The organism is Burkholderia sp. RF4-BP95 (assembly GCF_001521985.1).
GTDB lineage: Bacteria > Pseudomonadota > Gammaproteobacteria > Burkholderiales > Burkholderiaceae > Burkholderia > Burkholderia diffusa.
On record NZ_LOSX01000070.1, the window covers coordinates 175,027 to 187,124 of the forward strand.

General features: G+C 67.2%; 12 protein-coding genes. 6 read left to right on the plus strand and 6 right to left on the minus strand.

Annotation, left to right across the window (positions count from 1 at the left end; genetic code table 11):
* Nucleotides 1-15 precede the first annotated feature (15 nt).
* The 3 genes from WS46_RS23965 to gor all read left to right on the plus strand — a co-directional run bounded on the left by WS46_RS23965 (nucleotide 16) and on the right by gor (nucleotide 3,338).
* Nucleotides 16-1,137, plus strand: a complete 1,122-nt coding sequence (locus WS46_RS23965; protein ID WP_059535109.1) for a porin — start codon at nucleotides 16-18, stop codon at nucleotides 1,135-1,137.
* Between the two features lie 376 nt (nucleotides 1,138-1,513).
* Nucleotides 1,514-1,738, plus strand: a complete 225-nt coding sequence (locus tag WS46_RS23970) for a hypothetical protein (protein WP_014895816.1) — start codon at nucleotides 1,514-1,516, stop codon at nucleotides 1,736-1,738.
* Nucleotides 1,739-1,982: 244 nt separating this feature from the next.
* Entirely contained in the window at nucleotides 1,983-3,338 is a 1,356-nt protein-coding gene (gor, locus tag WS46_RS23975) for a glutathione-disulfide reductase (protein WP_059691971.1), read from the plus strand.
* A 170-nt stretch (nucleotides 3,339-3,508) separates the two neighbouring features.
* On the opposite strand, the gene WS46_RS35605 is transcribed toward gor, so the two are convergent.
* On the minus strand, nucleotides 3,509-3,718 hold the full coding sequence (locus tag WS46_RS35605) for a hypothetical protein (protein ID WP_156443176.1): 210 nt from the start codon (nucleotides 3,716-3,718) through the stop codon (nucleotides 3,509-3,511).
* 79 nt (nucleotides 3,719-3,797) lie between these two features.
* On the opposite strand from WS46_RS35605, the gene WS46_RS23980 reads away from it, so the two are divergent.
* The 3 genes from WS46_RS23980 to WS46_RS23990 all read left to right on the plus strand — a co-directional run bounded on the left by WS46_RS23980 (nucleotide 3,798) and on the right by WS46_RS23990 (nucleotide 5,656).
* Nucleotides 3,798-4,469 carry a CsgG/HfaB family protein gene (locus tag WS46_RS23980; RefSeq protein ID WP_185500359.1) on the plus strand — a complete coding sequence of 224 codons (672 nt, stop codon included), beginning with the start codon at nucleotides 3,798-3,800 and terminating at the stop codon, nucleotides 4,467-4,469.
* Nucleotides 4,470-4,551: 82 nt separating this feature from the next.
* A complete protein-coding gene (locus WS46_RS23985; RefSeq protein ID WP_059535114.1) occupies nucleotides 4,552-4,980 on the plus strand; it encodes a DUF4810 domain-containing protein in 429 nt (142 codons plus the stop codon).
* Nucleotides 4,981-4,990: 10 nt separating this feature from the next.
* Nucleotides 4,991-5,656 (plus strand): DUF799 domain-containing protein, encoded by a 666-nt coding sequence (locus tag WS46_RS23990; protein ID WP_059535116.1) that lies wholly within the window; start codon nucleotides 4,991-4,993, stop codon nucleotides 5,654-5,656.
* Nucleotides 5,657-5,779: 123 nt separating this feature from the next.
* On the opposite strand, the gene WS46_RS23995 is transcribed toward WS46_RS23990, so the two are convergent.
* The 5 genes from WS46_RS23995 to WS46_RS24015 form a co-directional block, all read right to left on the minus strand.
* The gene (locus WS46_RS23995; protein ID WP_059691972.1) at nucleotides 5,780-7,081 is read right to left on the minus strand and encodes an FAD-binding oxidoreductase; all 1,302 of its coding nucleotides are present in this window, start codon (nucleotides 7,079-7,081) and stop codon (nucleotides 5,780-5,782) included.
* A 25-nt stretch (nucleotides 7,082-7,106) separates the two neighbouring features.
* Complete coding sequence (locus WS46_RS24000; protein ID WP_059691980.1) at nucleotides 7,107-8,411, minus strand: FAD-binding oxidoreductase; 1,305 nt, start codon at nucleotides 8,409-8,411, stop codon at nucleotides 7,107-7,109.
* A 112-nt stretch (nucleotides 8,412-8,523) separates the two neighbouring features.
* Entirely contained in the window at nucleotides 8,524-10,098 is a 1,575-nt protein-coding gene (locus WS46_RS24005) for a DUF3138 family protein (protein ID WP_059691973.1), read from the minus strand.
* A 101-nt stretch (nucleotides 10,099-10,199) separates the two neighbouring features.
* Entirely contained in the window at nucleotides 10,200-11,039 is an 840-nt protein-coding gene (locus WS46_RS24010; RefSeq protein WP_059535122.1) for an ABC transporter permease subunit, read from the minus strand.
* The gene (locus WS46_RS24015; RefSeq protein WP_059691981.1) at nucleotides 11,036-12,022 is read right to left on the minus strand and encodes an ABC transporter permease subunit; all 987 of its coding nucleotides are present in this window, start codon (nucleotides 12,020-12,022) and stop codon (nucleotides 11,036-11,038) included. Before WS46_RS24015 ends, WS46_RS24010 begins: the two co-directional genes overlap by 4 nt.
* Between the last annotated feature and the right edge of the window lie 76 nt (nucleotides 12,023-12,098).

The window sequence follows — 12,098 nt, forward strand, 5'->3', positions numbered from 1 at the left end:
CAAATAGGAAAGCTCATGAAGCAGACCACCCGACTCGCAGCCATCGCAGGGGGCGCGGCACTGGCCTTCGCCAGCCAGTACGCGGCAGCACAAAGCTCGGTCACGCTCTGGGGCGTCGCCGACGTCAGCGTCCGCTACCTGACCAACGCAAACGCCAAGAACGACGGCCTGCTGTCGATGACCAACGGCGCGATCACCAACAGCCGCTTCGGCATCTACGGCACGGAAGACCTCGGCGGCGGCCTGAAGGCCCTGTTCAAGCTCGAAAGCGGCGTGAACCTGCAGAACGGCGCATTCGCCGACAGCGGCCGCCTGTTCAACCGCGCGGCGTACGTCGGCCTGGACAGCCCGTACGGCACGGTGACCCTCGGCCGCCAGAAGACGCCGCTGTTCGACCTGCTGTCGGACACCTACGATCCGCTGACGGTCGGCAACTACTTCGAAAATGCATGGCTGCCGGTCGCACTCGGCGGCGGCCTGTATGCGGACAACCAGATCAAGTACACGGGCACGTTCGCGGGCCTGACCGCGAAGGCGATGTACTCGACGGGCACGAACTACGAATCGACCGGCGCGGGCGGCTTCTCGGGCCAGATCCCGGGTTCGCTCGGCAAGGGCAATGCATGGGGCGTGTCGCTGTCGTACGTGATGGGCCCGCTCAGCATCGCGGCCGGCGCGCAGCAGAACAGCGACAACTCCGCACGCAAGCAGACGATCTACCACGCGAACGTCGTGTACGCGTTCAGCAAGGCGAAGGTCTATGCGGGCTACCTGCGCTCGAAGGACGACACCGGTTTCGTCGACAGCCTGCTCGCGCAGCAGTCGATTCCGGTCGCGAAGGGCACGGGCCGGATCGACGACGGTCCGTTCGCGGGCGTGAGCTGGCAGGTCAGCACGCCGCTGACGCTGACCGGCGCGTTCTACTACGACCACATGCGCAACGCGATGACCACGAACGGCACGCTCGCGAGCGGCAACCGCTACGCGATCGTCGGCATCGCCGAATACGCGCTCAGCAAGCGCACGGAAGTCTACGGCACCATCGACTTCAACAAGACGAACGGCGCGGCGAACGTCGAGCTGCCGGGTCGCAGCAACCAGACCGGCATCGCGATCGGCCTTCGCAATATCTTCTGACGAAAATTGGAACGCATGCGCCGGCTCACGCTCGGCGCGTATCGAAGAGGCTCCCGCGGGAGCCTCTTTTTTTTTCGTCACGCGACCTTCATGCGCGCGGACGACCATTCAGCGATTGCTCCATCGGGCGCGGCCTGCCCGTAAGGATTCCGTCGGCATTCCAGAACATACTTTGACAGTGCGCGCGAAGCGATTCCGCTACGCTGCGTGCAGGGCCCGCCGTGTGCCGCGACGCACGCGCGGGCGTCGTTCCGGCGCCGCGTTTCGCGTGCGGCCGGCCTGGTGCGTAACTTGTGTATCCGGTGATGACAAACACGGTCTGCCGGTTTTTTTTCGTGGGACGATGCGCTCACGATTTTCTTGAAAGGGGATGACGATGGGTATCCTGAACACCGTGGGTGAAATCGCTGGCGCCGTGGCAGCCGTCGAGGCGGCCGAGAAGGTCGATCCGGATGCGGGCCTGCTGACCAAGGCGGCGGCGGCCGTCGCCGGCTTCAAGGGCGCCGAGGCGATCGAAGGCATGCTCGAGAAGAAGGAAGAGCAGCCGCAGCAGGCAGACGATACGCAGGCGACGGACGGCAGCGACACGTCGCAGGCCTGAGCATGGCGGCCGGTCCCGCCGCGGGTGCGCCGTTCGCGCGCCCGGACGGACCGGTGCCGCGCGGCCGGCAGGCCGGGCATGTGGTCGATCGGTGACGCATGGCACACCCGGCAGCTGGTTTGACCGGCGAGAGGCGACGTCTCTCGCCGTTTTTTATTTGGCGGACGTCCTGCGCCGCCATGTTCCGCACGAATTCCCGAATCTTGTTATCGTGCCGTCATCCGAACTGCGATGAGGGCTTGCGATGGATTTCGACTACGACCTGTTCGTCATCGGGGCCGGCTCCGGCGGCGTGAGGCTCGCCCGGATGTCGGCGTCATACGGCGCGCGCGTCGGCATAGCGGAAGAAGAGCAGATCGGCGGCACCTGCGTGCTGCGCGGCTGCATTCCGAAGAAGCTGCTCGTCTACGCATCGCATTATCCGCACGAGCTCGAGGACGCGAAGGGCTTCGGCTGGACCTTCGGCGCCGGCACGCTCGACTGGCCCGCGCTGATCGCCGCGAAGGATCGCGAGATCAACCGGCTCAGCGACATCTACATCAACCTGCTGCGGCAATCCGGCGTCGCGATGCACGCGGGGCGCGCGACCCTCGTCGACGCGCATACGGTCGCGATCGGCGATCGCACGATCCGCGCGCGCCACATCGCGATCGCGACCGGCTCGCGCCCGTCGCTGCCGCCGCGGCCCGGCATCGAGCATGCGATCACGTCGCGCGAGGCGCTGTCGCTCGCGACGCTGCCCGCACGCATCGCGGTGGTCGGCGGCGGCTATATCGCGGTCGAGTTCGCGGGCATCTTCAACGGCGTCGGCAGCCAGGTCGATCTCTTCTATCGCGGCGAGAAGATCCTGCGCGGCTTCGACGACGACGTGCGTCAATTCCTGACCGACGAAATGACCAAGCAAGGCGTCGCGATCCATGCGCGCGCCGTGGTCGAATCGATCGCGCGCGCGGACGACGGCACGCTCTCCGTGCGTGTCGGCGACGCGCAGCACGGCCCGTACGACGCGGTGCTCTATGCGACCGGCCGCGTGCCGAACGTCGACGGGCTCGGGCTCGAACGGGCGGGCGTCATGCTCGACGCGCGCGGCGCGATCGCCGTCGATGCGTATTCGGCGACGTCGGTGCCTTCGATCCATGCGATCGGCGACGTCACGTCGCGGCCGCAGCTCACTCCGGTGGCGACCCGCGACGGCGGGCTGCTCGCGCGGACGCTGTTCGGCGGCGCGCGCGTCGCGGTCGATCACGATTACGTGCCGTCGGCCGTGTTCAGCCAGCCCGAGATCGCGACGGTCGGCCTGACCGAGGCCGATGCGCGTCGCCTGCACGACGAGATCGACATCTACCGCACGTCGTTCAAGGCGTTGCGCCACACGCTGTCCGGCCGCGACGAGCGAACGCTGATGAAGCTCGTGGTCGTGCGCGACAGCCAGCGCGTGATCGGCGCGCACATGGTCGGCCGCGATGCGGGCGAGATCATCCAGGGCATCGCGATCGCGATCCGCGCGGGCGCGACGAAGGCGCAGTTCGACGACACGATCGGCATTCACCCGACCGCGGCCGAGGAATTCGTGACGATGCGGCAGAAGGTGGCCGACTGACCGCAACCGGCGCGCCGGCTCGCGGGCCGGCGCGGGCGCCCCGCGTGCTCCGCCGGCGTGCGACGCGCCACGGATCCGCGACGATCCGTAAAGAACGTCAATTCTTCTCAAGAAATCCCGTCTCGATAATCAGGCTTGGTATCATCGGCCAAAATCATATTCGGGGCCGATCATGCGCGATCAACAGCGCAGTAGACAGAATCACGGGGTAGCCGGCGCAAGCGGGGTGGTCGATCCATGCGCCGCGCGTTCGCATCTTGCCGCAGCACGCCCGTTGCGCGCACCTTCCCTTCGCATGCCGCCATCTCCATCTTCATCTCCATCGCCATCCGGGCGATGAAGTCGCGCACGCCGATGCGTGCCCCAACCGTTTCGATCACCGCATCGACCGCCGGCCCGTCAACGAGCCGGCACGCCCGTTCCGGGCAATCTTTTCACGCAAGGAGACCAGCAGTGAACATTCAGACACGACGCACCGTTCTCGTGGCGGCGGCGCTCGTCGCGGCGCTGTCCGGCTGCGCGACCGAATCGTCGCGCACGCTCGACGTGCCAGCCGTGAGCAGCGCGCAGAAGCCGTATGCGGGCAAGCCCGTCGCGATTGCGGTCGGCAAGTTCGACAACCGCTCGAGCTACATGCGCGGGATCTTCTCGGACGGCATCGATCGCCTCGGCGGACAGGCGAAGACGATCCTCGTCACGCGCCTGCAGCAGAGCCGCCGCTTCAACGTGCTCGATCGCGAGAACCTCGACGAGATCAAGCAGGAAGCCGGCTTCATGAAGAAGGCGCAGGCCGTGAAGGGCGCGAACTACGTCGTGACCGGCGACGTGACCGAGTTCGGCCGCAAGGACGTCGGCGATCACCAGCTGTTCGGCATCCTCGGCCGCGGCAAGACGCAGGTCGCGTATGCGAAGGTCAACCTGAACATCGTCGACACGACGACGTCGGAAGTCGTCGCGTCGAGCCAGGGCGCGGGCGAGTTCAGCCTGTCGAACCGGGAAGTGATCGGCTTCGGCGGCACGGCCGGTTACGACTCGACGCTCAACGGCAAGGTGCTGGACCTTGCGATCCAGGAAGCCGTGAATCATCTCGTCGACCAGGTCGACGCCGGCACGCTGAAGGCGCCGCAATAAGCGTCCCAGCCATTGCAGCAGCGCGCGCCGGGGCCGGCGCCGCGCTGGACCGATCGACAACGACATCAAAAGAGAACAGACCATGAAACGGGGTAACTGGCTGCCGGCGACGGCCGCCGCCTTGCTGCTCGCCGGCTGCGCGAGCTCCACGCCGCCGCTTTATCAGTGGAACGGCTATCAGCCGCAGGTGTACGAATACTTCAAGGGGCAGAAGTCGCCGCAGGAGCAGATCGACGCGCTCGAAAAGGCGCTGCAGGAGATTCGCGCGAAGGGCAAGATGCCGCCGCCGGGCTTCCATGCGCATCTGGGGATGCTGTACGCGAGCGTCGGAAACGAGCAGCAGGCCGAGCAGGAACTGCAGGCCGAGAAGCAGTCGTTCCCGGAATCGTCGACCTTCATGGATTTTCTGATGAAGAAAAAGACCGACGCGTCGAAGGCAGCGGTTCAGAAGCCGGCCGCCCAGGCGATCGCCGGCCAGAAGGATACCGCCTCGACCACCGCCAAACCGTAACGCGCCCGCCATGTTCAAGACACTCTCATTCAAGCTGATGTCCGTGCTGTCGATCGTCGCGCTGCTGAGCGCGTGCGCGCAGCCGGTGAAACGACCCGACTACACGGCGTTCAAGAAGAGCCAGCCGCGCTCGATCCTCGTCCTGCCGCCCATCAACGAAACGTCCGACGTGGCGGCGACCTACGGGATGCTGTCGCAGATGACGCTGCCGCTCGCCGAATCCGGCTACTACGTGGTGCCGGTCGCCGTGATGGACGAGACGTTCAAGCAGAACGGCCTGACCAACGCGGCCGAGATCCAGCAGACGCCGCCCGCGAAGCTGCGCGAGATCTTCGGTGCGGATGCCGCGCTGTATTCGAAGGTGTCGCAGTACGGCACCGTCTACCGGATCCTTGCGAGCGCAACGGTCGTGTCGGCCTCGGCGAAGCTCGTCGACCTGCGTACCGGCGACGTGCTGTGGCAGGGCCGGGCGAGCGCGAGCAGCGACGAAGGCGGCAACAACGGCGGCGGCGGCCTGATCGGCATGCTGGTGGTGGCGGCGGTCAAGCAGATCGCGAACACGCTGATGGACCAGAGCCATGACGTCGCCGCGTTCACCAGCACGCGGCTGCTGTCGGCCGGTCCGCCCAACGGGCTGCTGTACGGTCCGCATTCGCCGAAGTTCGGAACGGACTGACCGGCGCATGTCGTACGCGGCGCGCGGGCGCGGTATGTGCCCGACGCACCGATGTCATGCGATTCGATTGCACGGCCGCGCGTGTTGCGCGGCCGTTTTTCGTTTCGCTCCGATGCGGCCCGCTCAATGCATGCCGAACGCGTCGAGCAGCCGGTACCAGCTCATCGCGAGCACCAGCGCCGGCGTGCGCAGCGCCGCGCCGCCGGGGAAGTCGCGATGCCGGATCTTGCCGAACAGGTCGAAGCGGCTCGCCTGGCCGTCGATTGCCTCGGCGATCAGCTTGCCCGCGAGCGCGGTCGTGTTCACGCCGTGCCCCGAAAAGCCCTGCGCGAAATACATCGTCGGCGCGACGCGCCCGAAGTGCGGCGCGCGGTTCATCGTGATGTCGACGAAGCCGCCCCATGCGTAGTCGACCTTGACGTCCGCGAGTTGCGGGAACGTCTTCAGCATGTCCGCGCGCATCGCCGCCGCGAGATCGCGCGGCTCCCGGGTCGAATAGCTGACCTTGCCGCCCCACACGAGGCGCGTGTCGGGCGCCGGCCGGAAATAGTCGAGCACGAAGCGGCTGTCGCAGATCGCCGCGCGCGCGGGCATCAGCGCGGCGGCGCGCGCTTCGCCGAGCGGCTCGGTGGCGATCACGTAGGTGCCGACCGGCATGATCTTCTTCGACAGCGCGGGCGCGAGCGTGCCGACGTACGTATTGCACGCGAGCACGACGAAGCGCGCGCGCACCTGCCCCTGGCCGGTTTCGACGAGGTGGCCGCCCGACACGTCGCGCACGCGCGTCACGCAACTGTCCTCGTGGATCCGCACGCCGGCGTCGGTGGCCGCACGCGCGAGCCCGAGCGTGTAGTTCAGCGGATGCAGGTGGCCGCTGTCGGGGTCGTACAGGCCGCCGCGATAGCGCGCCGACTGCACGTAGTCGCCGAGCTCGTCCGCTTCGACGAAATGGAAGCGGTCGTAGCCGAAGCGTTTCGCGGCCTCGTCGCGCCAGCGCTTCAGCGCATCGGCGTCGCGCTCGGTGTTCGCGGCGGTCAGGTAGCCGGGCATGAGCGCGCAGTCGATGTCGTGCCGCGCGATGCGCGACTTCACGAGCGACAGCGTTTCGAGCCCCATGTCCCAGATCCGCTTCACGTCGCCTTCCGGCATGAAGTTGCCGAACGTGTCGATGCCGCAGGCGAAGCCGCCGATCAGCTGGCCGCCGTTGCGCCCGCTCGCCGCCCATCCGACCCGCGACGCTTCGAGCACGGTCACCGAATGGCCGCGCTCGGCGAGGTTGAGCGCGGCGGACAGACCGGTGAGGCCCGCGCCGATCACGCACACGTCGGCGTCGGTCGCGCCGGCGAGCGGTGCATGGCGGGTCGTATCGTTGGCGGTCGCCGCGTAATACGACGCGACGTGCGGCTGGTTGGCGAATGTCTGCATGATCAGGAAAGCGAATGAAGTGGGATCAGAACAGCTCGCGCACGCGGTGATACAGCATCCCGAGTTCGAGCGCGGGCTGCCGCCACGCGTCACCGCCGGGAAAGCGCCGGTGGCGCAGCTGCGCGAACAGGTCGAACGCGCGGGTGTCGCCCGCGATCGCGCCGGCGATCGCGCGTCCGGCGATGCCGGTCAGCGCGACGCCGTGCCCGCTGAAGCCCTGGACGTAGAAGAAGTTCGGATCGAGCGCACCGAAGTCCGGCGCGCGGTTGCGCGTGACGTCGACGAAGCCGCCCCACGCGTGGTCGACGCGCACGTCGGCGAGCTGCGGGAACACGCCGACCATGCGCCGACGGATCGTTTCGGCGAGCGTGTCGGGCGACGCGCCCGCGGAGCTCGCGCGGCCGCCGAACAGCATGCGATGGTCGGCGGACAGCCGGAAATAGTCGAGGAAGAAGTTGTTGTCGCACACGGCTTCGCGCTGCGCGATCAGCGCGTCGGCGCGCGCGCGGCCGAGCGGCTCGGTCGCGATGATGTACGACGCGATCGGCGCGATGCGCGCGGCGGTGGCGGCCGGCAGGATGCCGCCGGGGCCCGCGTTGCAGCACGACACGACGAAGCGGCAGCGCACTTCGCCCGACGGCGTGCGCACGACCGGCCGCGCGCCGCGCACGACGTCGAGCGCGGGCGTGTGCGCATGGAGCGCGACGCCTTCGCGTCGGGCGGCGTCGGCGAGGCCGAGGCAATACTTGAGCGGATGCAGGTGGCCCGACAGCGGATCGTAGACGCCCGCCAGATAGCGGGACGACGCGATGCGCGCACGGATCGCACCGGTGTCGAGCCACGACAGCGACGGATGGCCCCAGCGCGACGTCGCGGCATCCATCCACGCGCGCAGGTCGTCGATGCGGCGCGGTTTCGTCGCGACCGTCAGGTAGCCGCGCGTGAAGTCGCAGTCGATGCCGTGGCGCGCGATGCGCTCGGCGATCAGCGCGACGCCGTCGAGCGACAGCGACCACGCGGCACGCGCGCCGGCGGCGCCGAGCTGCCGCTCGATCACCTCGTCTTTCGCGAAGCCCGTGATTGCCTGGCCGCCGTTGCGGCCGGACGCGCCCCAGCCGGGCCGGTGCGCATCGATCACGGCGACCGACAGCCCGCGCGCGCGGCAATCGAGCGCCGTCGACAAGCCCGCGAAGCCCGCGCCGATCACGCACACGTCGACGTCGATCGCGTCTTCCAACACGGGATCGTCGACCGCGGGGCGCGCGGCGGTCGCTTCGTAGTACGAGTCGCGCGCGAGCGCGTCGGCGCGGGCGGTGAAAGACTGCGTCATCAAACCGACTCCCTCGAGGACGGCCGGCGACGGTGCGCGACGCACCGCGATCCGGCCGGGTGAAACGATGCGGGACGCCATGCACGCGGCACGGCGTCCCGCGTGGCCCGCATCAGAACGAATAGATGAACTGCGTCGCGAGCAGGTCGTTGGACTTGCCGTACGAACCGTCGTTGCGCAGGAACACCTTGTTGTTCGCCCAGTCGTGCCGGTATTCGACCTTCACGGTGATCTGCTGGGTCGGGTAGAACAGCAGGTCGAGCGCGACGTCCTGGCGCACCGCGCCCTTGCACTCGAAGCCCAGGCCGCCGCCGGCCTTCGACATCGCGAGGCAGTCCGCGTCGACGCCGAAGCCGTTGTTCGGATCCATCCCGTTGCCGTTCAGCGCGATGCCGCCACCGCCGCCGCCGTTCTTCGTGTTGGCGAGCAGGTCGTAGCGCAGCGTCACGCCCATGCGGCCGACCACCGGCGCGTTGAACTTGCGGTGCGCGAGCAGCGACAGACCGTACCACTGCGCGAGCCCGCCGTTGAACGCCGCATGCTGCTGCCGGCCGTAGTCGATTTCGGCGTTGTATTGAACATCGGCGAGCGTGTAGGTCGCGTCGAGTTCGCCGAAGAAGAACGAACCATACGCGCTTGGCGCCGCGCCGCCCGGGCCGTAGTGCACGATGCCGTTCGCGTCGATCGCGCTCGCCAGCGTCTGCCGCCCGATGTTGAACGATCCGCCGATATCGAGTGCGCTCGACCACGTGTAGTCCGCGCGCGCGGTGAAGGTCGGCACCTTGTTGCTGGTGCTGATCGGGTCGCCGAGCGCATTGGTGCCCGTCTGCGTGACCGAGCCGTACGTGCGGTACTGCTCGTTGCCGAGGAAGAACTTCCACGCCCAGTTGCCCTTCGTGTAGTTCGCGCCGACGCCGACGTAGCTGCCCGGATCCGAGAAATCGTACAGCAGGTTGTGCGTGAGCGTGAGCATCTGGTTCGACTGCTGCACCTCGTAGCCGCCGAAGCTCGGGATCAAACCGGCGACGAGCGTCGTCGACGCGGTGATCGGCACGTTGACGACCGCCGTGTTCAGCAGGTTGTCGGTGATCGAGCCGCGCGAGTTCTGCAGCAGCGTGATGCCATTGCCGCGGTTCGGCATCAGCGTGATCTCCGCCGACGGCGCCATCGGGCCGACCCCGAAGGTCTTCTTGATGTCGAGGTAGAGATCGCCGAACGTGCTGTTGAAGTAGTTGTACGCGTTCTCGTGGTTCGCGAACAGGAACGACGACGTGCCGGCCGCGCGGTTGTAGATGTAGGTCGGGTCGATGTAGCCGGTGACCGACAGGCCCGCGAGCGGCCCGGTGTTGGCCGCGTCCGTCAGCGAGTCGACCTTCAGCTGCTGGTTCGCGATCTGCTGCTTCATTTCGCTGACTTCGTCGTTGGTCAGCGTGGCTTGAGCCTTGCCGTAGTCCGGCGAGGACGGATCGGCGGCCACCATTGCCGGCTTGGCGGAGGCCGTCGCGCCGGCCTGCGCGACAGATGCGCCGCCCGGCTTCGCTGCGAGCTGCGCCTGCATCGCCTTCATCTGTTTCTGCAGCGCGGCGACCTGCGCCTGCAGTGCCTTGATTTCGGCGGAGGTCGAGTCGGCCAGCGCGATGCCCGGCAACGCGCCGGCCACCAGCAGGCAGATCAGTTTCTTCTTCATTGCGGATTCTCCTTGTCGTGGGCCTGTCAATGTGTGATCGGTTCGCGCGCCGCATCGTGCGGCGCGCGGGTCTTGTTATCGATGGAAAGGGAAGAAGGAACTCAGGCCGCCGCGAACGCCGCCTTCAAGTCGGCCACCCGGCGCCGTTCGCGCGCGATCATCATCTGGTTCACGACGATCACGCCGATCGTCACCGCCGTGATGAACAGCGTCGCCAATGCGTTCATTTCGGGGTTCAGCCCGAGCCGCACGCGCGAGAACACCACCAGCGGCAGCGTCGTCGAGCCCGGCCCCGACAGGAACGCCGACAGCACCAGATCGTCGATCGACAGCGTGAACGACAGCAGCCAGCCCGACAGCAGCGCCTGCGAGATCAGAGGCAGCGTCACCACGAAGAACACCTTCAGCGGCGTCGCGCCCAGGTCGAGCGCGGCTTCCTCCAGCGACTTGTTCATCTCCTTGACGCGCGACTGCACGATGATCGCCACGTACGACACGCAGAGCATCACGTGGCCGATCCAGATCGTCACCATCCCGCGACCCTTCGGCCAGCCGAACATCTGCTCCAGCGCCACGAACAGCAGCAGCAGCGAGATCCCCTGGATCACCTCCGGAATCACCAGCGGCGCGTTGATCATCCCCGTGTACAGCGTGAAGCCCTTGAAGCGGCCGAAGCGCGCGAGCACGAAGCCCGCCCACGTGCCGATCACGACCGACGCGGTGGCCGTCAACAGGCCGATCTTCAGCGACAGCCACGCGGCCGTGAGCAGCTCGTCGTCCTGCCACAGCGCCGCGTACCACTTCAGCGAGAAGCCCGACCACACCGTCACCAGCTTCGACTCGTTGAACGAGTACACGACCAGGCTGATGATCGGGATGTACAGGAACAGGAAGCCGAAGGCGAGAACGCCCGTCGACAGCGGTTTGCTCGGCTTGATCATTTCGCTTCCTCCAGTTCCTTGACCTGGTAGTACTGGAACAGCGCCATCGGCACCAGCAACAGCAGCACCATCGCGACCGTCACCGCGGACGCCATCGGCCAGTCCATGTTGTTGAAGAACTCGTCCCACATCACGCGGCCGATCATCAGCGTGTCGGCGCCGCCGAGCAGCTCCGGAATCACGTACTCGCCGACCGCCGGAATGAACACCAGCAGGCTGCCGGCGATGATCCCGTTCTTCGACAGCGGCAGCGTGATGCGCGTGAACGCGACCCACGGCTTGGCGCCCAGGTCGTACGCGGCCTCGAGCAGCGTGAGATCCATCTTCACGAGGTGCGCATACAGCGGCATCACCATGAACGGCAGGTACGAATAGACCATCCCGATGTAGACGCCCGCATCGCTGTGGTAGAGGCGCAGCGGCGTGTGGATGATGCCCAGTGCGATCAGCGTGTGATTCAGGAGGCCGTCATCCTTCAGGATGCCGATCCATGCGTACACGCGAATCAGGAACGACGTCCAGAACGGCAGCATCACGGCCATCATCAGCACGTTGCGCCGGCCCGGTTCCGAGCGCGCGATGTAGTACGCCATCGGGTAACCGATCAGCAGACACAGCACCGTCGACACGGCGGCCATCTTCAGCGAGCTGAGGTAGGTCGCGATGTACAGGTCGTCCTGCAGCAGGAACGCGTAGTGCGACAGCTGCAGCGCGAAGTGCACGACGCCGTCCTTGATCTCGACCAGCGACGTGTACGGCGGGATGCCCATCACCTGGTCGGCGAAGCTGATCTTGAACACCAGCACGAACGGCAGCGCAAAGAAGATCGTGAGCCACAGGAACGGCACGCCGATCGCGATGCCGCGGCCCGACGGCAGGAAGCGCGACAGCGCGGCGAAGCGGCCGCGGCGTTTGGCGGCATGTGTGGCAGCGGTGGCGCCGGGCTGGACCGGCGCGGACGGCGTGGAAGCGGAAGTTCTCATCATGTCGCCCTCACTGCGTCAGCACGACGCCGCTGGCCGGCGACCACGACACGAACACGTCGTCGTTCCACGCCGG